Below are 20945 nucleotides of genomic sequence, written 5' to 3'. Positions count from 1 at the left end.
ACGGGGCGCAAGGGGGAGGTGGGCCGCGTCTCAGCTGTCCCGTGCAACCGAAGCCGGTGCCGAACCCGCATCCGGATCGCCAAGCCTCGCCAGCGCCTCCGCGCCGCTGGGGCACAGCGCGTAGATTCCTGTCCCCACCCGCTCGAACCAGCCATAGTGGTTGTCGGCCATCAGTGCGCGCGCCTTTTCGACGCCCGCGGCCCTGGCGACCAGCGCCGCCTTGGTCGGACCCAGTTCGGAGAGCACGCGCGCACACCGCAACGCGTCCTGCCGGTAGGCGGTCATCAGCCCCTTGCGGGTCGCGCCGCCGGCATTGGGGTCGCCCGTGCGCCGCGCAAATTCGCGCAGCAGCCGGCCCTTGCGGGCCGCGGATTTGCGCGGGCGGTAGGGGCCTGGATCGACATGGATCTCGACCAGCCCGTCCTTCAGCCGCACCGTCATCAAGCCCAGCCCCAGCCGCCGGCACAGCGCGGTGTTGGCGGCGATCGCCTTCTGGAAGGCCCGGCCGGTCCCGCGCGGCACGGCGATATAGACCGCATCGGTGATCGCCTGCCGCTCGATTCCCTGGTGAAACAGCGACAGCGAGAAGGCGGTCTTGAGTTCGACCACGACCGGCTCCTCGTCGGCGCGCACGGCGACGATGTCGGCCGCGCCGATTTCGCCCTTGACCGTGTAGCCCTGGCTTTCGAGCAGCGCCTTGACCGGCGGATAGAGGTCGGTTTCCCTGGGGCGTGCGTGATCCATGCCCGCGTCCTTAGCGGAGTCGCGGCCATGCGAAAAGCTTTGCCCGGGTCCGCCGGCCATCACAATTGCTTCAGTGGGCCGGGCTCCGGGGCATTGGGGCTTGCCAAGCGGCGGACAAAGTGGTTTGACCGCCGCTCCGATCCGATCCATTTTCCGGTTGCCTTCCCAACCCCCGAGGCGTGGTCGCGGCGCCCCGAAACAAGGAATTCCGCCATGGCGAAGTCCAAGTCCCCCCATCTGTTGATCGTCGAAGCGCGGTTCTACGACGACATGTCGGATGCGCTGCTCGAAGGCGCCACCTCCGCCATCGTCGAGGCCGGCGCCAGCTATGACGTCGTCACCGTTCCCGGTGCGCTCGAGATCCCGCCGGCCATCGCCATGGCGCTCGACGCCATGGACGAGGGCGGAACCGAATATGACGGTTTTGTCGCGCTCGGCGTCGTCATCCGCGGCGAGACCCATCATTTCGACATCGTCGCAAACGAATCCGCGCGCGGGCTGATGATGCTTTCGGTGTCGGAATCGCTGGCGATCGGCAACGGCATCATGACCACCGAAAACGACGCGCAGGCCTGGGCCCGGGTCCGCAAGAGCGAGCTCGACAAGGGCGGCTTCGCCGCGCGCGCGGCGCTGACGATGATCGCGCTGAAAGAAAAGCTGGCAGGTTGATCGTGGTTGCTGAGAACACCCCGCCGTCCTCCGGGGCGCCTGAAGTCAAGACCGCCAACCAGCGCGGCGCGGCGCGCCTGGCCGCCGTGCAGGCGCTCTACCAGATGGATATCGGCGGCGCCGGCGTGCTCGAGATCGTGGCCGAATACGAGGCTCATCGTCTGGGCAACGAAATCGACGGCGAACAGTACCGCCCGGCGGATGCCGCCTGGTTCCGCGCCGTCGTCTCCGGTGTGGTCGACAACCAGCGCACGCTCGACCCCGCCATCCGCGCGAGCCTGACCGAGGACTGGCCGCTGTCGCGTCTCGATGCGACGCTGCGCGCGATCCTCAGGGCAGGGGCCTGGGAGCTCAACGCCAAGAAGGACGTGCCGGTGGCCGTCATCGTCAACGAATATGTCGATGTCGCCCGCGCCTTCTTCGAGGATGAGGAGCCCAAGATCGTCAACGCGGTTCTCGATCGCCTGGCCCGCAAATATCGAGGCGACACCAAGCCCGCCAAGGGCGCATAGGCATGGCGTTTCTGGACAGGGTGGGCCTGAGCGGCGCGACCGAGGCCGAGAACCTGGCGCGGCGCAACGCCCTTTTGCTGTCGGCGTCGCAGGCCTTCGGCGGCGCGGCGGCACCGATCGCCATTTCCATGGGTGGCCTTGCGGGATTCTATCTGCTCGAGGCGGACAAGTCGCTCGCCACAGCCCCTGTTACCGGTTTCAATCTCGGCGTCGCGCTCGGCGCGCTGCCTGCCGCCTGGCTGATGCGCCAGATCGGACGGCGCTACGGCTTTCTCTCCGGCATGCTGATGACCGCGATGGGTGGCATCATCGCCACCATCGCCCTGTTCCGCCACGAGTTCTGGCTGTTCGCGCTCGGCATGGTGTTCATCGGCCTGGGCGGCGCCTTCGTGCAGCAATACCGCTTCGCCGCCGCCGACGGCTCGCCCACCAATTTCAAGGCGCAGGCGATCTCCTGGGTGCTGGCCGGCGGGGTGTTCGCCGCCATCATCGGGCCGCAGACGGTGATTTTCACGCGCGAGCTGTTCGAGCCGGTGATGTTCGCGGGCTCCTATCTGGCGCTGTTGCCGCTCGCCATGATCACCATGTCGATCCTGTGGTTCCTGCGCATCCCGAATGACACCAGGCCCGGCGATCACGGCCATGACGACACGCCCGCCCGCCCGCTGTTCGAGATCGTCAGCCAGAGCCGCTTCATCACGGCCATGATCTGCGGCGTCGGCTCCTATACGCTGATGACCTTCATGATGACCGGTGCGCCGCTCGCCATGGTCGGCTGCGGCTTCTCGCCGGAACTCGCCACACTCGGCATCCAATGGCACGTCATGGCGATGTTCGCGCCGAGCTTCTTCACCGGCAAGCTGATTGCCCGTTTCGGCCGCGACACGATTACCGGCCTGGGGCTCGTTATCCTGCTCGGCTGCGCCGTCGTCGCCCATATGGGCATCGAATTGTGGAACTTCTGGCTGGCGCTGGTTTTGCTGGGCATCGGCTGGAATTTCGGCTTCATCGGCGCCACCACCATGGTGACTTCGACCTATCGGCCCTCCGAGAAGAACAAGGTGCAGGGGTTCCACGACGTCACCCTGTTCGGCATGGTGGCCTTTTCCTCGCTGATGTCGGGCAAGGTGCTCAATGCCTGGGGCTGGGATGCGCTCAACAGCCTGTTCTGGCCGGTGGCCGCCTTCTGCCTCGTGGTTCTGGCCGCGCAGAACCTGTGGGAGCGCCGCCGTTCGTTCCCCTGAGGCCGGGTGCGGGAATTTGTCTCTCCCCCGGCGGGATCGGCATTTTCACCACGTTTACCGAGGCTTGTTGGGCATGGCCGGCCGATAACGCGGCTTCTGCTCTTGACGGCACCCCGCCCGTACCGCAAACATCCGCCGCGTTGCGGCTTGGGCAATGAGCATGTGGTTCGCTTCCCTTTCGCCGCAGTTTTCATGGCCGGGGGGGAATCCTCTGATTCCGGTCGCATTGGAGGGATATCAGCATGACAATTCTATTTGCTGTGATCGCCTGCGGACTGCTGTCCATCGTCTACGCCATCTGGGCCATCAGCTCAGTTCTGGCCGCCGACCAGGGCAATGCACGCATGCAGGAAATCGCTGGCTATATTCGTGAAGGCGCTCAGGCCTATCTGAACCGTCAGTACAGCACCATCGCGCTTGTCGGCGTCGTGGTTTTTGCCGTGACCTGGCTCTTGCTCGGCGCCACCGCGGCGATCGGCTTCCTGATCGGTGCGGTCCTGTCGGGCGCGGCAGGCTATGTCGGCATGCATGTCTCGGTTCGCGCCAATGTGCGCACCGCCCAAGCTTCCGCCGTCAATCTTGCCGGTGGCCTGGACATCGCCTTCAAGGCGGGCGCCATCACCGGCATGCTGGTGGCCGGCCTCGCGCTGCTCGGCGTCGCGGTCTACTACTACGTGCTGACCGGCCCGATGGCGCTTGCCTCCGACAGCCGTCAGGTGATTGACGCGCTGGTGGCCCTCGGCTTCGGCGCCTCGCTGATCTCCATTTTCGCCCGTCTCGGCGGCGGCATCTTCACCAAGGGCGCCGACGTGGGCGGCGACCTGGTGGGCAAGGTCGAAGCCGGCATTCCCGAGGACGACCCGCGCAACCCCGCCACCATCGCCGACAACGTGGGCGACAATGTCGGCGACTGCGCCGGCATGGCTGCCGACCTGTTCGAAACCTATGCGGTGACCGTGGTCGCCACCATGGTTCTGGGCGCGATCTTCTTCGGCGGCTCGGCCGTGCTCGGCTCGGCGATGCTCTATCCGCTCGCGATCTGCGGCGCTTCGATCATCACCTCGATCATCGGCACCTTCTTCGTCAAGCTCGGCCAGAACGGCTCGATCATGGGCGCCCTCTACAAGGGTCTCATCGTCACCGGCCTGCTGTCGATCATCGGCCTGGGCGGCGCCACCTCGCTCACCGTCGGCTGGGGCGAAATCGCCGTCATCAACGGCATGTCGATCACCGGCACCAACCTGTTCATCTGCGGCGTCGTCGGCCTGATCGTCACCGCGCTGATCGTGGTTATCACCGAGTACTACACCGGTACCAACAAGCGCCCGGTCAACTCGATCAGCCAGGCTTCGGTCACCGGTCACGGCACCAACGTGATCCAGGGCCTCGCCATCTCGCTTGAATCGACGGCCCTTCCGGCCATCGTCATCGTCGCGGGCATCATCGGCACCTACCAGCTGGCCGGCCTGTTCGGCACCGGTATCGCGGTCACCGCCATGCTCGGCATCGCCGGCATGATCGTGGCGCTCGACGCCTTCGGCCCGGTCACCGACAATGCCGGCGGCATCGCCGAAATGTCGGGCCTTCCGCCGGAAGTGCGCCAGGCCACCGACGCGCTCGACGCCGTCGGCAACACCACCAAGGCCGTCACCAAGGGCTATGCCATCGGTTCGGCCGGTCTGGGTGCGCTGGTGCTGTTCGCGGCCTATTCGAACGACCTGCAGTTCTTTGCGGCGAATTCGGAAACCTACCCCTATTTTGCGGACATGGGCGAGATCTCCTTCGATCTGTCCAATCCCTATGTGGTGGCGGGCCTGATCTTCGGCGGTCTGATCCCGTATCTGTTCGGCGGCATCGCCATGACCGCCGTCGGTCGTGCCGGCGGCGCGGTGGTCGAGGAAGTGCGCAAGCAGTTCCGCGAAAAGCCGGGCATCATGCAGGGCACCGAAAAGCCCGACTACGGTCGTGCGGTCGACATGCTCACGCGTTCGGCGATCAAGGAAATGATCATCCCGTCGCTGCTGCCGGTGCTCGCACCGCTGGTGGTCTATTTCGGCGTGCTGCTGATCTCGGGCTCCAAGGCTTCGGCCTTCGCGGCGCTGGGCGCATCGCTGTTGGGCGTGATCGTCAACGGCCTGTTCGTCGCCATCTCGATGACCTCGGGCGGCGGCGCCTGGGACAACGCCAAGAAGTCGTTCGAGGACGGCTTCATCGACAAGGATGGCGTCAAGCACGAGAAGGGCTCGGATGCCCACAAGGCATCGGTGACCGGCGATACCGTGGGTGACCCCTACAAGGACACCGCCGGCCCGGCCGTCAACCCGGCCATCAAGATCACCAACATCGTGGCGCTTCTGCTTCTGGCCGTGCTCGCGCACTGAGCCGGACCGGTTGCCCTGTCCGGGGACACCCCCGGACGACACGAGCTTGGACACGACCCCGCGGAAAGCGATTTCCGCGGGGTTTTTCGTTGCGGCTTTGTGAGACGTAAAATGAAAGAGCCGCAAGGCCGTGAAGCCCGGGGGAGGGCGCGAGCCTGCCCGTGCAAACCCGGCGCGCGCCCGCAGCGTGGGCCGCGGACAGCAAAAGGGCCCGGTGCGGTCGCGCCGGGCCCTGTCAATCTGAGCAAGAGGCTTGCCGGAGTTGCTCCGGCCCGTGAAGCCTTACTGGCCGCCGCCGAAGATCGAGCGGGCGACCGCGGCGCCGGTCGCTTCCTGGCTGCCGGCACCGGCCAGCATCTGCGCCAGGAACGACTTGTCGAGGCCGCCGGTCGGCGTGGTTCTCGAGATCATGTCGAACACGCGGCCGTCCTGGAGCGTGTAGTTGGCGATCTGCTTGACGGTGCCTTCCTCGTCGAAATAGACGGCGAGCACCGACTGCTCCACCAGCCTCGGCTTGAGGAACATCGCCGAGCGGACGCGCTTCTGCGACACATAGTAGAAGACTTCGTTGTCGAAGGTCGCGGTGGTCGAGGGCGTACCGAGCGACAGCAGCACCTGTTCGCGACTCGATCCGACCGGGGTCAGGTCGAGCGCCGTCTGGTCGACCACATAGCCCTGCTTGAACACTTCGCTGGTCTGGCAGCCCGACAGCGCCAGTACGGAGACGACCGCGGCCGCGGCCCCGAGACGCAGGTTGCGACCGGTCGCCTTGAAATCTCTTATCGTCAACGACATCTCCCTTTGGCGTGCGCACTCTGCCGCAGCCATTGCGTTTTGCGCTTCATTCGGTAAACCAGCTTCCACACGGATGCAACATCCTAGTCTCTCGCTCTCGCGAGGTTATCCAACCGCCATTGAAGGCAATTTCATGATCTGGAACCTGTTCAAGCAAAAAAAAGCCAATCAGGCGCTGGTCGGGCTGCAATATGAACACCTTACCAGTGCGGCGCGGTCCCCGGCCTTCTATCTCGGCATGGATGTGCCGGATACCGTGATGGGGCGGTTCGAGATGATATCGGCGCACCTGATCCTGTATCTGCGCCGGACCACAACCGCCGGACCGGCTGCGAAGGCGCTGGCGCAGGACGTGCTCGACGCCTTTTTCGAGGATGTCGACCATTCGATCCGCGAGCTGGGCGTGGGCGATGTGAGCGTGCCCAAGCGCGTCAAGAAGCTCGCCCGCATGTTCTATGGTCGCGCCAAATCGTACAGCGACGCGCTCGATTCCGACGTCGCGCCAAATCCTACAGCGCCGCGCTCGATTCCGACGACCGGGATGCGCTGGCAGGGGCGTTGCGGCGCAACATCTATCCCGATACGCCCGAGGCCGCCCCGTCGATGCAGGCGCTTGCCGGGTGGATGATGCAGACCGCGCGTGTGCTGGCCGACACGCCCGAAGAGGCGCTGGTCGCCGGCCGACTCGCATTTCCCGTCGTCGAACCAGAAAGGGCCGGCCATGACGTCAGCAACTGACGGCGAGTTCTCCTATCCGGTCAAGGTCGGGCATGTGTCCGCCAATCCCGTCACGGTTCGCCTGTCGGCCGATGCCGCCGATCTCGCGCGGCTCAAGGCGCAGTGGGATGTCCGCGACGTGCAGGCCTTCGAGGCGGAAATCGTGCTCGGGCGCTGGAAACGCGACGGGGTGCGGGTGAAGGGGCAGGTGTCTGCGACCATCGTGCAGGACTGCGTGGTCACGCTCGACCCGGTCACCCAGCGGATCGAAGAGGCGTTCGAGGCGGTGTTCCTGCCCGAAAGCTCGCGGCTCGCCAAGCGCATTCAGGACGGCACCGCCGAGATCTTTCTCGATCCCGAAGGACCCGACCAGCCCGACACCTTCTCGGGCGATTCGATCGACGTTGGCGCCGTGGCCGCAGAGTTCGCAGCCCTTGCGATCGATCCCTATCCGCGCAAAGAAGGGGTCGAGTTCGCCGACCGCATCGAAAGCCTGCCGGAAGATGACCGCGAACCGTCGCCTTTCGCCGTATTGCGGACCTTAAAGCGAGATGATTCCGGCAGTTAGCCGGGATTGCGACGACAAAGCAGTTGTGCCCGGGTCGAAAACGGGTATTTTCTGGCCACAAATTCGGCGCTGAAAGCCGAGAAAAAAGGACTGCGCGTGATTAGGATAGCGGTTGATCTGATGGGGGGCGATCATGGTCCCGGTGTGGTCGTGCCGGGCGTGGCCAAGGCGCTCGAACGCCATCCGGACATCCGCTTCATCCTGTTCGGCCTTGAAGCCGAAAGCCTTCCCGAACTCGAGAAATTCCCCGCGCTGATGCAGGCGTCCACCTTCGTGCCCTGCGAAATCGCGGTCAGCATGGACGACAAGCCGAGCCAGGCGCTGCGCCATGGCCGCAACCGCTCGACGATGTGGCGCGCGATCGAGGCGGTCAAGACCGGCGAGGCGGATGTCTGCGTTTCGGCGGGCAACACCGGCGCGCTGATGGCGATGTCGCGGTTCTGCCTGCGCACCATGGCCAATATCGACCGTCCGGCGATCGCCGCGATCTGGCCCACCGTGCGCGGCGAAAGCATCGTGCTCGATGTCGGCGCCACCATCGGCGCGGACGCCCAGCAGCTGATCGATTTCAGCATGATGGGCGCCGCCATGGCGCGCGCCCTGTTCGAGATCGAAAAGCCGACCGTCGGGCTGCTCAATGTCGGCGTCGAGGAAATCAAGGGTCAGGAAGAGGTCAAGGAAGCCGGACGCCTGATCCGCGAGGCGGCACTTCCGAGTCTCGATTATTACGGGTTCGTCGAGGGCGACGACCTGGGCAAGGGCACGGTCGACGTGGTCGTGACCGAAGGCTTCGTCGGCAATGTCGCGCTCAAGACCGCCGAGGGCACCGCCCGCCAGATCGCCGGCTACCTGCGCGCGGCGATGTCGCGCACGCTGATGGCGCGCATCGGCTATATCTTCGCCAAGGGCGCCTTCGACCTGCTGCGCGAGAAGATGGATCCGGGCAAGGTCAATGGCGGCGTGTTTCTCGGGCTCAACGGCATCGTCATCAAGAGCCATGGCGGCGCCGATGCCGAGGGCTTTGCGGCTGCGGTCGATGTCGGCTATGACATGGTTCGTAACGGCTTGAAGTCGAAGATTGAACACGATCTCAATCTATTTCATACGCGCAGGGCGACCTTGTCCGCTCCCGACGAAGACAGTTCTTCCATCTAGGATGTCATAATGATCCGTTCAGTTGTCCGTGGTTTCGGGGCTCAACTCCCCGAGCGCATCATGAAAAACCGCGATCTGGAAGGGGTCGTCGAAACCAGCGACGACTGGATCGTGCAGCGCACCGGCATCCGCCAGCGCCACATTGCCGGAGACGGCGAAACCACCGCCTCGCTCGGCGAAGGGGCCGCGCGCGCCGCGCTCGACCGGGCCGGCATGACCGCGGCCGACATCGATCTCATCATCTGCGCGACGTCCACGCCCGACAACACCTTCCCCGCCACCGCCGTCAACATCCAGAACCGTCTGGGCATGCACCATGGTGCGGCCTTCGACGTGCAGGCGGTCTGCTCGGGCTTCGTCTTCGCCATGACCACCGCCGACACCTATATCCGCGCCGGCATGGCCAAGAGGGTGCTGGTGATCGGCGCGGAAACCTTTTCGCGCATTCTCGACTGGACCGACCGCACCACCTGCGTGCTGTTCGGCGACGGCGCCGGCGCGGTGGTGCTGGAAGCGGAGGAAGGCGAGGGGACGATCGCCGATCGCGGCATCCTGACCGCGCATCTGCGCTCGGACGGCGCCCATCGCGAAAAGCTCTATGTCGACGGCGGCCCCTCGACCACCGGCACGGTCGGTCACCTGCGCATGGAGGGGCGCGAAGTCTTCAAGCACGCCGTGGGCATGATCACCGACGTGATCGAGGCGGCCTATGCGGCCACCGGCCTCGGCTCCGCCGACATCGACTGGTTCGTTCCCCACCAGGCCAACAAGCGCATCATCGACGCCTCGGCGCGCAAGCTCGGCATCGACGACGACAAGGTGGTCATCACCGTCGACCGCCACGGCAACACCTCGGCCGCCTCCATACCGCTGGCACTTGCCGAAGCGGCGGGCGACGGCCGCATCAAACAGGGTGACCTGGTCCTGCTAGAGGCCATGGGCGGTGGCTTTACCTGGGGTTCGGTGCTGTTGCGCTGGTAGCAACCCCGACGGTCCTGACAATAAAACTGCACGCATCGATTTTGCTCGTCTCGGAAACAATACGTGGACGTGCAATTGAGTTGCTTGACGTTGAGCGGCTTGATCCATAGAGTTAATTCAATTGACTAATGGGCGGCGGGGATGCTGACCAGTCTGGTTGGGAACAATGAGCGGCAAAACAATCACCAGGGCTGATCTCGCCGAAGCGGTGTTCCGCAAGGTGGGATTATCACGTACCGAGTCTGCCGAACTGGTCGAAATGGTCATTGATGAGGTCTGCAGCGCGATCGTGCGTGGCGACAGCGTCAAGCTCTCGTCCTTCGCCACCTTCCAGGTCCGGGAGAAGAAGGAACGGATCGGTCGCAATCCCAAAACCGGCGAGGAGGTTCCGATCAGCCCGCGCCGTGTGATGACCTTCAAGGCCTCCAACGTGCTCAAGAGCCGTGTCCTCAAGGGCCATGCCAGCCGCAAGGCCAAGAGCAAGCCCAAGTCCTGATCCGGACCAGCGGTCGGGCGCTGTGGGAAAGGCCCGGTCTGCGCGCCAAACGGTGCATTTCGCTTCCCGCCTCACTTGATCTTTCTCCCATAAACCTTTGGAATGGTACCGGCTTCGAGGGTCATCGACCGCGATTCGCCGGCGCCGGACACAGTCCTTGCCCGCGCCGTCGCATGCGCCGGCCCGGCGGGCTGAGACAGCTGCCGCGCGACCGCCGGAGCACACAGGCCCGGACCGCCGGCTGCCAGGCAACATCGGAGTGTGAGTGTGGACAAGAGCCCTGATGCGTTCCGGACGATTTCCGAAGTCGCCGACGACCTCGACCTGCCGCAGCACGTGCTGCGGTTCTGGGAGACCCGATTTACCCAGATCAAGCCGATGAAACGCGGCGGCGGCCGGCGCTATTACCGGCCCGACGACATCGACCTGCTCAAGGGCATCCGCAACCTTCTCTACGACCAGGGCTACACCATCAAGGGTGTCCAGAAGCTGTTGAAGCAGAACGGCAACAAGTTCGTCATCGCCATCGGCGCGGGCGACATGGCTGCCGTGGAAGCGCTTTCGGCCGGCATGGCCGACGAGAAGCAGGCTCCCTCTTCGTCCCCCGTTGCCGCAGTTGAGGACGACCAACTGGTGGGCAAGCCGCGGCGGCCGTCCACCCGCCGTTTCTTCGGCCTCGGCGGGGAGGGCGGCAAGTCCGAGCATGAGGCTGCCGAGTTCTCGATCGGGGCCTCGCCGGGTGGGTTGTCGCGCGACGACCGCGCGCTGCTCCAGGAAGCCCTCTACGACCTGCTCGAGTGCAAGCGGCTGCTCGATCAGGTGCGCTGACGCCTGTCCGCGCTGGCCGCGGGGTGCGGCCCCGGCGGTCGCGGCCAAGGCGGCGTGTCGCCAAGACGGGCACACCCCGGGGCGCGCCGCCTCACTCCATTGAGACAAGGGCAGGAGACCGCGCCGGGCGATGCTGCCCGTGTGCAGGAGGCTTCAGTTCAGGAGCGACTGGCGCACGCTGCGGGCTTCCTCGAGGGCGGATTCCAGATGTGCCTCGACATGCACCATGCGTTTTTCGCGGGCAAGCGCCAGCGCCATGTCGAGTTGCATCATCACCATCGCGAGACGGTCGAGTTCGGTCTGCGTGTCCAGCGTCACGATCTCCAGGGGCGGGGTAGTGCGGCGTCGCGGGGTCATGGCCGTGCTGTAAATCCCTCGAAATAGGCTTTCAGGTCCTGGCGCGAGAACTGCGCCTCGATCTCTTCCGGCGACAGCGAATCCGGGCCGAACCAGGGGTATTTCCGCTCGTCGAAGCTGTCGGTGAGGAAGTCGATGAACACCCGGTGGCGTGCGCTCTTGGTCACTTCCGGATGGGTGGCGAGCCAGATGTCGACGCGGAAGTCGAATCCGAGATCGATATGCTCGACCGCACCGCCGATCGCCTTGGCATAGCTCGGCATCAGACCGATGCCGGCGCCCTTCACGATCGCCCAGTAATGCGCCGAGGAGAAATTGGTCTTCAGCCGCACCATCCGGTCGGCGATGTTGGCGCCGAAGATCTTGTCGAGTTCATAGCCGCGCAACTGGTCGGTCTGCTGTTCGACCACGCGGTGGTTGACCATGTCGGCGACGTTTTTCGGCCGGCCGAATTTTTCGAGATAGCTCGGGCTCGCGAATGGCTTGAGATGCAGGTAGCCGAGCCGCTTGACCGTCAGTTCCGGCCGGTTCGGCCGTTCGAGCTGCACCGAGATATCGGCCTCCATGCGCAGCACGTCGACCGAGCGCATGGCGCATTGCAGTTCGACCCGGTTCTGTCCCCCGGTCTCGTTGATGTAATCGACGATGCGCGGGGTGAGCCAGAAGCTGCCGAGCCCCTCGGTGATGGCAAGCCGGATCGGGCCGCTGGCCTCGCGTTCGGCCAGCGCCGCCACGCGCCACATGTCCGACACCGAGCTTTCCACCTCGCGGGCGGCCAGCACCACCCGGCGGCCCTCGTCTGTCAGGCGTGCGCCTTCGGACTCGCGATAGAGCAGCGGATAGCCGAGCTGGTCCTCGAGCCGGGAGATCGTGCGCCGCGCGGTGTTGACCGATATGCCAAGCTCGTCCGCCGCCTTGCGGAAGCTGTACAGCCGCGCGACGGCGAGAAACACCCGAATACTGTTCCAATCGGCATTGCGCCATTGGTGTTCCATTGGTGGAACTCTCTGTGACATTATTTGCCAAAGTCAAACGCTGCGAACGTGGTTACCTTGCCTTCAAGTATTCACGGGGGCTGCAACCATGTCTGCCACACCACAAAATAGTTTTTTCAACGCAAATGCAAGCGGATTGACTGCGGAAGCGGCACTTGAGGCCGAGCGGATGCACCGCGCTGCCGCCATGGTTACCGTAACCAACCGGCTCGATCCCGCCGATGTGCCGCGGCTTCTCGAAGCGGCGGGCAAGGTGATCGGCCGCCTGGCGGAGCCGGAAACGGTGATCCGCGTGGCCGAGAAGAACCCCGACGCGATCTGGCTGTTCGCCCGGCGCGGCCGCTCCCGGCCGGAGGGCTTCATGTCGGCGCTGCTGCTCAATGAGGAGGGGCGGTCGGCGCTGTTCGACGGCCGGCTCAACCTGCTCGATCCGCAGGCCGAATACCTGGTCTGCCAGCATGAGCGGCCCGCCGCGATCTATGTCTGGGCGAGCTTCACGCCGGGCGTGCTCGCCGCCGGCATCAACCGCGTCATGGACCGGTTCGACTCGCCGCATTACGCCGAGGCCGACGTCATCTCCACCTCGTTCACCCTGCGCGGGCACCGCGCCATGGTTCGCCGCGGGTTCGAGCAGGGGGTCTGGCACGAGGGCCGTTTGCTCGAGGATTTCTACATGATCCCGCGCCGGCCGAAGACGCTCGGCGCGCGTCTGCCGGCCTATGCCACATATGATCCGGCGCTGCGCCCCACGGGCATTCGCGTGGTCAACGGCTTCGACGACATGATGCGCGTGGCGGCGGTCCGCTCGGCGGTCTATATCGGCGAGCAGGCCTGTCCCTTCGACGAGGAGTTCGATGGCAACGACCTTTCGGCCACGCATCTCCTGGCGCTGATCGACAACGAGCCCGCCGGCTGCATGCGGCTGCGCTTCTTCGGCGATTTCGCCAAGCTCGAGCGGCTGGCGGTGCGTAAGGAATTCCGCAAGTCCCGCACCGCCTTCGAGCTGGTGCGCGCCAGCGTTGCCTTGTGCCGGGAGAAGGGGTATCGCCGCATCTACGGCCATGCGCGCGAGGACTATCTGCCGTTCTGGCAGCATTTCGGGTTCAAGCTCAAGGAAAACGGCGCGCCGTTTGCGTTTTCCGATCATGTCTTCGTCGAGATGACCGACACCATCGAGCCGTCGCCGAGCGCGCTTTCGCTCAAGGACGATCCCTATCGGCTGATCCGTCCCGAAGGCGCCTGGCACGTGCCCGGACCGCTCGAACTGTCGGCGGCGAGGCAGGCTCACCTTCCCGCTCCGCAGATCTGAGAGGCTGGCGCCATGCAATCATCGGAAGCGACGTCCTATGCCTGGATCATTCGCACCCTGGTGACCTGCCGGGAGGAGGCCGATCGCCTGCGGCTGGACGATCTGAGCCGGCTGATCCACATGGCGGTGTTGCAGACGGCGCTCGATTGGGAGGGCAAGGAACCCTCGCATGGAAACGAAACCAGTCTTGAAGCGTTGCTCAGACTGAAAATGAAACTCGCGTTTTCGGAACGGAGCGATAATGTCGTCCTTCTGAACTCCAAAACCGCCGGGGAAGCCTAACGACCTGCGGTTTGCCGGGTGGGCGCATGGGTTGACGCCACCGTTCGCGGCGCGCCCGCCCGGTTCTTTCGAAAAGCGGCCCCGGATCTTGCGTCCGGGGCCTTTTCGCATGAGGGGACACGAGATTTGAGACCCGCGCGAGCGGCGATGGCGCCGGGCGCCGCGCTCAGGATGTCAGCCGCAGCTTCACTACGCCCTTGCGGATCTCCTCGAAGATCGGCGCCAGCTGGTTGCGCGAAGGCGCATCGAAGAAGTGATTCTTGGAAGAGGCGCATTTCGTAAGCAAGGTGCCGGTGCCCGTGTCGGGCTCCTCGAGCCGGATCGTGTAGATCTCGATCCCGTCGTCCTTGGCATTGGTGCAGGCGCTCAGCGTCTTTGAGTCGAGCGCGGCATTGGTTTTGGTGGCGGTGGCGGCGGTCATGCCATCGAGCCGGCCGTCGACCAGATAGCCCATGCTGGTGTAGCCCGAGCCGAGATCGTTGTTGAGATTGCCGAAGGAGTTCTGGCCGTCGGTCAGGAAGATCATGATCTTCTCGACCCCGCCGTCGCTCTCGCTGGCGCCGTCGGTGAAGGGTTCGCGGCTCGACAGCACCCGCCAGCCCCACATCACGCCTTCGAGCATGTTGGTCGAGCCATTGGCCTTGAGGTTCTTCACGGTCTTGCGGATCGAATTGAAATCGTCGGTCAGCGGCACCATCGCCTCGACTTCGCAGCCGAAGCCGGGCCCCTTGGGGTCGTGCTTGTTGGAATAGTAGCTCGAAGGCGAAAAATCGGTCTTCGGCTTCTTCCATTTCATCGTCTGGGCGATGGCGTCGTCGGTGTCCTTCGGCTTGACGTATTTGCCGGTGCGGCCATAGCGGGCCAGCTGGTTTTCCTTGTCAGTATCCGTGGCGCCCTTGCCCTTGATGGCTGCGCCCGCGTCGGATAGGTAGGAATTCGGGTAGCTGTTGGGCGTGTCGGGCTCGTCGGGGGCGAAGAACGGCGTGAACAGCGAGGTCTTGTCGCCCGCGTCGGGCGGCGCGTCGGTCACGTCATAGGCGGCCTTGCCGCCGGGCATGCGGGTTTCCACGCAGCCCGGCCAGCTGACATTGAGGTGGCGGAACATCGCGAACCGGCTGAAGCCCGGGGGCAGGTCCGATTGCGGCACCGGCGCCTCGGCGTCCTGGTCGATCCAGGTGGCAGCGCGCTTGATCACCTTGCCCGCGCCGTTGATCTGCGGGCCGTGCTGGGCGCCCACATTGACGAAGCCGGCATAGGGCACCAGCGCGAAGCGCAGTTGCTCCTTGTCGAGCCCCAGCGCCTGCATGTCGTCGATAAGGCCGATCACGGCATTCTGCAGCGAAATCAGCTTGCCGCCCGCCATCGATCCTGTGGTGTCGAGCACCAGCGCGATTTCATATTTGGTATAGGCATAGCTCGCTTCCGCCCTGACCGAGACCGGCATGCTCTTCTTGCCCATGAAGCCGCCGAACACCAGCGGCACATCGACGGTCGCCGTCACGCCGGCGACGCCCTCGTCGCCGGCAAAGCCGACCTGGGCTGCGGTGAAGCCGTAATTGCCGGTGACGGTCCGGTTGGCGATCTCGAGCGCCTGGGCGTCGGTGATCTTGCCCTCGCGTGCGACCGCCAGCGCTGCGGCGTCCGCGGCGTTCTGCAGCGCGCTGCGCTGCATGCTCATGCCGACATAATCGACCGCAAGCCCGCCGGCGAGCATCACCGGAACCGCGAGAATGGCAAAGACAACCCCGAAATTCCCGGATCTGTCGGCGCAGATATCGTTTGGTCTGGCCATTGGCAAAGTCTCCATCTGCCCTGCCGGTGATGGGAAAGAAGGCGCGGAGGGCGAGACACGCTAAGACAGGACCGGTGTGGGCTTGAAGACTAATTTAGATATCAATCATAAAGATTCGGTTGCCAAAATACCCACAATTGCCAAGGGCTTACCGATTCGCCCAAACCCGCCGCACAGGCCTCCGCCTCATCGGCGCCCCGTGCCTGACGGCGGGGGTATGCGCCAGCGGCAGGCTGCCGCCATGGCCAAGGTTCCGGCGCGGCACCGGATCCCGGCCCGCTTTCCCGGCTTTTTCGCGGAGCAGGAGCATTTTGCCCTTGCCCGCCAAGTGCCGATGTTCTAAGGCCTTCCCCACGTCGGAGCGTAGCGCAGCCCGGTAGCGCACTTGTCTGGGGGACAAGGGGTCGTCGGTTCAAATCCGGCCGCTCCGACCATTTTACCGAGAATCGATCGTATCGCGGTGCAGGCCTTAAGGCCTGCCGCCCGCACGGGCAGGGGACTGGGCCGCGCGGTGGCTTGGGCGGATATCCGCTTGGCGCTCCTGTTTCAGGCGCGCCTGCCAGCGCATTTCGAGCGCGATGCAGCCCCAGACGATGCCCATCAGCAGGTAGAAATGCCGCCAGTGGTCGGTGTCGATCACCGCGCCGATCAGGGTGTGGCCGAGCAGCACGATATAGGCGAGCATCAGATAGGTCTGCCACGGCCGGTCGCGCAGCAGGAAGCGGAAGCCCAGCACCAGCGTCCAGGCGATCAGCGTGAGATAGCTCACGAAGCCGAGCCAGCCATAGTCCATCAGCGCCTTGAGCCAGATATTGTGCGTGTCCTCGCCCCACATCAGGCCGAATTCGAGCGGGCCGATGCCGAGCGGATGGTCGAGCGCCATCAGGAAGCCGATGGCGTGGCGTTCGAACCGGCCGAGACGGGCGCCGTCATAGGCCTGCACCAGTTTCGCGCGGTCGGAGAACAGGTCGGCGATCTGGTCGACCTGCAGCGCGGCGATGATCGCGCCCACCAAAAGCACCGCGCCGACCAGCGTCATGATCAGGATCTTGAGGCGGAAGGCGCCGGTGCGTTCCTTGACCAGCATGATCAGCACCAGGAACATCATCGACAGCGCCAACAGCCCCCATGCCGCGCGCGAGAACGAGAAGAACACGCCGAGCACCAGGATGAGAAGGCCTGCGATCCGGAGCGGCGCCGCCTTGAGCGTGCCGGTCAGCAGCCCGTGCATCAGATAGAGCGCGGGCAGAACCAGATAGGGGCCGAACACGTTCGGGTCCTGGAACGCGCCCTTGGCGCGGCCGTAGCGGGTGAACACCTCGCCGCCGGGCAGCATGCCGAGATAGCCCAGGATGCCGAGCATCGAGGTGATCAGGGCAGCGAGCAGATAGGCGCGGAAGATCAGCTTGAGCCGGCGCGGATCGGCCTCGATGATGGCGGCGAAGAACATCGCGGTGAACGCGAGAAACAGCGACACGGCGATATACATCGGCGTGTCCTTGACGTTCTCCATGGTCAGGATCGAGAACATGCCGCCGATGTTGAAGATCACGTAGAGCGCGATCAGCGGGGCGATATGGCGCGAGAGCTTGAGCCCGAAGATCGCCCAGATGCCGATCAGGACGACCAGGAACAGCTCATAGGGCGCCGGCTCGTTGATCACGAAGCCCGACAGGAACACGCCGAAGGCCACGCACAGCGACGCCAGCAGCGAGATCGTCGCCCGCTGCGGGTGGAAGGTAACGGGTGCGTGGAGGGCGGCGTCCGTCAATAGGCGTTGTCCGTGTTCAGGAGCCGGATCGGCGTGAGGAACAGGATCTTGAGGTCGAACAGCAGCGACCAGTTCTCGATGTAATAGAGATCGCAGGCGGTGCGCTGCTTGATCTTCTCGTCATTGTCGATTTCGCCGCGCCAGCCGTTGATCTGCGCCCAGCCGGTCACGCCGGGCTTGACGCGGTGGCGGGCGAAATAGCCGTCGACGACTTCGGCGAACAGCCGGTCCTGGGCCTGGGCGACCACCGCATGCGGCCGCGGTCCCACGAGCGAGAGATCGCCGCGGAGCACGTTGAAGAACTGCGGCAACTCGTCGATCGAGGTCTTGCGGATGAACCGGCCGACCTTGGTCACGCGCGGATCGCCCTTGGTGACGAGCACGCGGGCGGCCGGATCGCACTGGTCGGTGAACATCGAGCGGAACTTGAAGACCTCGATCACCTCGTTGTTGAAGCCGTGGCGCTTCTGCTTGAACAGCACCGGGCCCTTGGAATCGAGCTTGATGGCGATCGCGGTCGCGAGCATCACCGGCCAGAGCAGCGCGATCGCGAGGAGCGAGAAGCTGACGTCGAAGATCCGCTTGGCGACCGAATCCCAGTCGGTGATGGGCCGGTCGAAAATGTCGAGCATCGGCACCGCGCCGATATAGGAATAGGCGCGCGGGCGGAAGCGCAGCTTGTTGGCATGGGCCGCCAGGCGAATGTCGAGTGGCAGGATCCAGAGCTTCTTCAACAGTTCGAGCACGCGCAGTTCCGCGTTCAGCGGCAGGGCGATGATCAGCATGTCGATCCGGGCCATGCGCGCGAAGCTCACCAGCGCATCGACATTGCCGAGCTTCGGATAGCCCGCCACCACCGCCGGCGACCGGCGCTCGTTGCGGTCGTCGAAGATGCCGCAGATGCGGATGTCGTTGTTCGGGTCCTGCTCGATCGAGCGGATCAGGTTCTTGGCGATCTCGCCTCCGCCGACGATCACCGCGCGGCGTTCCATCACCCCGTTGCGCGCCCAGCGGCGGATGCCGTAGGCGACGATGTTGCGCTCGACCGTGAGCGCGAACGCGCCCGACAGGAACCAGGCCACGAACCAGAACCGCGAGAAGGCCAGGCCCGATTGCAGGAAGAAGGCGCCGAGCGCGATCAGCGCGAAGGCGACGGCCCAGGCCGTGAGCACCCGTGGCAGGGTCTTGAGCACGCTTCTGACGGCGGGCACCTGATAGCCGTCGGAGATCTGGATCAGAAGCACGGCGAGCGCCGAGCCGATGACGATCGCCGGCGCGTAGTACAGAAGCGTCGCGTCCCAGCTCATGCCGACATAGAGTTCGTAGACCAGGAAGCCGATCAGCGAGAGCAGCGCGAATTCGACGAGCCGCAGCGTGCCGATGATCATGGTGGGGGAGAGGTTTTCTTCCGAGAGGCGATTGGCGGTCTGTTGCGCGAGACGGCTCAGCTCGACGCTGAGTTCGCCGTCGGGGCGCTTCAGCGTCGGCTTGACATCCATCTCGCTCAGGGCCTTGCGGACGGCCTCGGGACTGAAGGCGCTTTCGCGGTCGATCTTGTTCACGGTCGATACCTCCCCGGAAACTCTGGCTCCGGGGGATAGCACATGCACCCTAAGAAAGGCTTGACGCCATGCGTGGCGCGGTGTCCCGCAGCTTGCGGGCCAGGCAGTCCTGATAGAGCGTGGCCATGCGCTCGGCCATGGTGCGGGCGGAAAACTGGCCGCGAAAACTGTCCCGATCCGGCATCGCCCGGCCGAGCCACTCCGGCTCGATGATGTCGCGCGCCATCGCCACGGCCATCGCCTCGCTGTCGGCGGGCGGGACGAAGGCATCGAAATCGCCACCGAGAATTTCGGGAATGCCGCCGACCCGGGTGGAAATCACCGGCTTGGCCGCCGCCACCGCTTCGAGCACGATATAGGGCATCGATTCCGCGCGCGACGGGATCACCACGGTGCGCGCCATCGCGAAGGCCTGGCGGGCGGGCATGGCGGCGTGCATGCTCACGCGGGCGCCCAGGCCGAGCGCGTCCAGGCGCGCCTGGTAGCGCGGCTTGTCGTCGCCGTCTCCGACCATCACCGCCCGGATCGGCCGGCCGGCCAGCTGTTCGGCGCGGCGCAGCGCCTCGATGAAGACATCCGGCCCCTTCAGGTCGCGCATCATGCCGATATAGAGGAAGTCGGCGGCGCCAGGCAGGTTCTCGACCGGCTCGAATTCGGGCGCCGTCAGCCCGTTGTGGATCAGCCGCCAGGGCGCGCGCGGCGTGCCGATCTTCTTCTCATAGGCAAGCCGCTCGTAGTCGGAGACGAACACCAGGCTGTCGGTCCAGCGTTCGAGCAGCCGCTCGATGGCGAAATAGGCCCGGCCGCTCGGCGATTTCTCGCTGAAGTGCAGGCTGCCGCCATGGGGGGAATACAAACGGGCAACGCAATACCTTGATACCCGTAGCTGTGAACCGACCAGCCGCACGAAGGCGCCGCCCTTGGCGCCGTGTCCGTGCAGCACGTCCGGTTGCAAGCTCTTGATTTCACGAAAACTTCTGATCGCGGTAGCGATGTCGGCAGGCCCCAGCGAGCGCCGCATCGGCAGCCGCGTGAGCCCCAGCGCCAGATGCGGCCGGATGCTGTCGAACAGCCTGTCCTCATAGGCCCCGCCGGTGGTGGAATCGCACAGGATGCCGACCTGGTGACCGGCCTTCGCATGTTCCTCCGCGAGATCGCGGACATGGCGGAAGATCCCGCCAACAGGCGACCGGAAGCAATGAAGGATCCGCAAGGGTCTCGGCTCTGCCATGGGTCTAGAACAGCCGCTCGCGCACATAGATCGTGTCGCCGGCAAGGATCGGATCGGTGATGCGGACCCGGCCGGTGAGGATCTTTCCGTTGATGGTGCGGGTGATGTCGACATTGTGCTGGTAGGCCCGGGGCGAATAGCCGCCGGCAATGGCGATGGCGTTCTGCACGGTCATGCCGGCGACATAGGAATACTGTCCGGCCTGGCCGACTTCGCCCATGATGTAGAAGGAGCGGTAGCGGTCGATCTCGATGGAGACGTCGGGGTCGCGCAGATAGCCCTGCCGGAGGCTCGCGGCGATGGAGCCTTCGAGTTCCTGCAGGGTGCGGCCGCGGGCGGGGACCGCGCCGATCAACGGAAAGGAGATATAGCCGGCCTGGTCGACCGAGTAGGTGCCCGTCAGTTCCGATTGCTCGAACACGGTGATGCGCAGCCGGTCGCCGGCATCCACCCGGTAGGGCTGCATCACGGCCTCGTGAAAGGCCTTCGGAGCCGGGGCATAGCCGGAGCAGCCCGCCAGCATGACCGAGGTCATGGCGGCCGCCATCAGCAATGT

The 20945-nt window shown here is 65.0% G+C and carries 20 protein-coding genes, 1 tRNA gene and 1 pseudogene; 13 read left to right on the top strand and 9 right to left on the bottom strand.

What is annotated here, in order from left to right:
- Positions 1–30 precede the first annotated feature (30 nt).
- Complete coding sequence (locus AWJ14_RS16550) at positions 31–744, bottom strand: DUF2161 domain-containing phosphodiesterase (protein ID WP_066181613.1); 714 nt, start codon at positions 742–744, stop codon at positions 31–33.
- A gap of 213 nt (positions 745–957) precedes the next feature.
- On the opposite strand from AWJ14_RS16550, the gene ribH reads away from it, so the two are divergent.
- The 4 genes from ribH (at position 958) to AWJ14_RS16530 (ending at position 5550) form a co-directional block, all read left to right on the top strand.
- Positions 958–1413 carry a 6,7-dimethyl-8-ribityllumazine synthase gene (gene ribH / locus AWJ14_RS16545; protein WP_066181609.1) on the top strand — a complete coding sequence of 152 codons (456 nt, stop codon included), beginning with the start codon at positions 958–960 and terminating at the stop codon, positions 1411–1413.
- Between the two features lie 2 nt (positions 1414–1415).
- Complete coding sequence (gene nusB, locus AWJ14_RS16540; RefSeq protein ID WP_066181773.1) at positions 1416–1925, top strand: transcription antitermination factor NusB; 510 nt, start codon at positions 1416–1418, stop codon at positions 1923–1925.
- Between the two features lie 2 nt (positions 1926–1927).
- Positions 1928–3169 (top strand): MFS transporter, encoded by a 1242-nt coding sequence (locus AWJ14_RS16535; RefSeq protein WP_066181606.1) that lies wholly within the window; start codon positions 1928–1930, stop codon positions 3167–3169.
- Positions 3170–3411: 242 nt separating this feature from the next.
- The gene (locus AWJ14_RS16530) at positions 3412–5550 is read left to right on the top strand and encodes a sodium-translocating pyrophosphatase (RefSeq protein ID WP_066181601.1); all 2139 of its coding nucleotides are present in this window, start codon (positions 3412–3414) and stop codon (positions 5548–5550) included.
- A 282-nt stretch (positions 5551–5832) separates the two neighbouring features.
- On the opposite strand, the gene AWJ14_RS16525 is transcribed toward AWJ14_RS16530, so the two are convergent.
- Entirely contained in the window at positions 5833–6345 is a 513-nt protein-coding gene (locus AWJ14_RS16525) for an outer membrane protein assembly factor BamE (RefSeq protein ID WP_066181598.1), read from the bottom strand.
- A 133-nt stretch (positions 6346–6478) separates the two neighbouring features.
- Between AWJ14_RS16525 and AWJ14_RS16520 the strand changes: the two are divergent.
- The 6 genes and pseudogenes from AWJ14_RS16520 (at position 6479) to AWJ14_RS16495 (ending at position 11090) form a co-directional block, all read left to right on the top strand.
- Positions 6479–7083, top strand: a pseudogene (locus tag AWJ14_RS16520) (ubiquinol-cytochrome C chaperone family protein).
- The gene (locus AWJ14_RS16515) at positions 7067–7630 is read left to right on the top strand and encodes a YceD family protein (protein ID WP_066181595.1); all 564 of its coding nucleotides are present in this window, start codon (positions 7067–7069) and stop codon (positions 7628–7630) included. Before AWJ14_RS16520 ends, AWJ14_RS16515 begins: the two are co-directional and overlap by 17 nt.
- 96 nt (positions 7631–7726) lie before the next feature.
- Positions 7727–8785, top strand: a complete 1059-nt coding sequence (plsX, locus tag AWJ14_RS16510) for a phosphate acyltransferase PlsX (protein WP_066181592.1) — start codon at positions 7727–7729, stop codon at positions 8783–8785.
- A 9-nt stretch (positions 8786–8794) separates the two neighbouring features.
- Entirely contained in the window at positions 8795–9766 is a 972-nt protein-coding gene (locus tag AWJ14_RS16505) for a beta-ketoacyl-ACP synthase III (RefSeq protein WP_066181588.1), read from the top strand.
- A 166-nt stretch (positions 9767–9932) separates the two neighbouring features.
- Positions 9933–10262, top strand: a complete 330-nt coding sequence (locus AWJ14_RS16500; RefSeq protein ID WP_066181586.1) for an integration host factor subunit alpha — start codon at positions 9933–9935, stop codon at positions 10260–10262.
- Between the two features lie 261 nt (positions 10263–10523).
- Positions 10524–11090, top strand: a complete 567-nt coding sequence (locus tag AWJ14_RS16495; RefSeq protein WP_083220316.1) for a MerR family transcriptional regulator — start codon at positions 10524–10526, stop codon at positions 11088–11090.
- A gap of 153 nt (positions 11091–11243) precedes the next feature.
- Here the strand turns inward: AWJ14_RS16495 and AWJ14_RS16490 are convergent, their stop codons facing one another.
- Together AWJ14_RS16490 and AWJ14_RS16485 are read right to left on the bottom strand one after the other, a co-directional pair.
- Entirely contained in the window at positions 11244–11447 is a 204-nt protein-coding gene (locus AWJ14_RS16490) for a hypothetical protein (RefSeq protein ID WP_066181582.1), read from the bottom strand.
- A complete protein-coding gene (locus tag AWJ14_RS16485) occupies positions 11444–12442 on the bottom strand; it encodes a LysR family transcriptional regulator (RefSeq protein WP_066181578.1) in 999 nt (332 codons plus the stop codon). The genes AWJ14_RS16490 and AWJ14_RS16485 overlap by 4 nt, the downstream gene beginning before the upstream one ends.
- Before the next feature lie 136 nt (positions 12443–12578).
- Between AWJ14_RS16485 and AWJ14_RS16480 the strand changes: the two genes are divergently transcribed.
- Both AWJ14_RS16480 and AWJ14_RS16475 read left to right on the top strand, forming a co-directional pair.
- On the top strand, positions 12579–13751 hold the full coding sequence (locus tag AWJ14_RS16480) for a GNAT family N-acetyltransferase (protein ID WP_171904893.1): 1173 nt from the start codon (positions 12579–12581) through the stop codon (positions 13749–13751).
- A 12-nt stretch (positions 13752–13763) separates the two neighbouring features.
- The gene (locus AWJ14_RS16475; protein WP_066181572.1) at positions 13764–14033 is read left to right on the top strand and encodes a hypothetical protein; all 270 of its coding nucleotides are present in this window, start codon (positions 13764–13766) and stop codon (positions 14031–14033) included.
- Between the two features lie 166 nt (positions 14034–14199).
- Here the strand turns inward: AWJ14_RS16475 and AWJ14_RS16470 are convergent, their stop codons facing one another.
- Positions 14200–15825, bottom strand: a complete 1626-nt coding sequence (locus tag AWJ14_RS16470; protein WP_066181569.1) for a pilus assembly protein — start codon at positions 15823–15825, stop codon at positions 14200–14202.
- A 357-nt stretch (positions 15826–16182) separates the two neighbouring features.
- Here AWJ14_RS16470 and AWJ14_RS16465 point away from each other — a divergent pair.
- Positions 16183–16259, top strand: a tRNA-Pro gene (locus tag AWJ14_RS16465).
- Between the two features lie 35 nt (positions 16260–16294).
- Here the strand turns inward: AWJ14_RS16465 and AWJ14_RS16460 are convergent.
- From AWJ14_RS16460 to AWJ14_RS16445, 4 genes are read right to left on the bottom strand one after another with little or no spacing between them, the layout of a single operon-like run.
- Positions 16295–17596 carry an O-antigen ligase family protein gene (locus AWJ14_RS16460; RefSeq protein ID WP_245304317.1) on the bottom strand — a complete coding sequence of 434 codons (1302 nt, stop codon included), beginning with the start codon at positions 17594–17596 and terminating at the stop codon, positions 16295–16297.
- Positions 17593–19158, bottom strand: a complete 1566-nt coding sequence (locus AWJ14_RS16455) for an undecaprenyl-phosphate glucose phosphotransferase (RefSeq protein ID WP_066181566.1) — start codon at positions 19156–19158, stop codon at positions 17593–17595. Before AWJ14_RS16455 ends, AWJ14_RS16460 begins: the two co-directional genes overlap by 4 nt.
- 49 nt (positions 19159–19207) lie before the next feature.
- Positions 19208–20389, bottom strand: coding sequence for a glycosyltransferase family 4 protein (locus AWJ14_RS16450; RefSeq protein ID WP_066181564.1), 1182 nt, complete (start codon positions 20387–20389; stop codon positions 19208–19210).
- A gap of 4 nt (positions 20390–20393) precedes the next feature.
- A complete protein-coding gene (locus tag AWJ14_RS16445) occupies positions 20394–20936 on the bottom strand; it encodes a polysaccharide biosynthesis/export family protein (protein WP_245304338.1) in 543 nt (180 codons plus the stop codon).
- Positions 20937–20945: the final 9 nt, after the last annotated feature.

It is taken from the genome of Parahoeflea olei, from assembly GCF_001703635.1.
Lineage (GTDB): Bacteria > Pseudomonadota > Alphaproteobacteria > Rhizobiales > Rhizobiaceae > Hoeflea > Hoeflea olei.
This window is presented reverse-complemented; position numbering and strand designations above follow the sequence as displayed.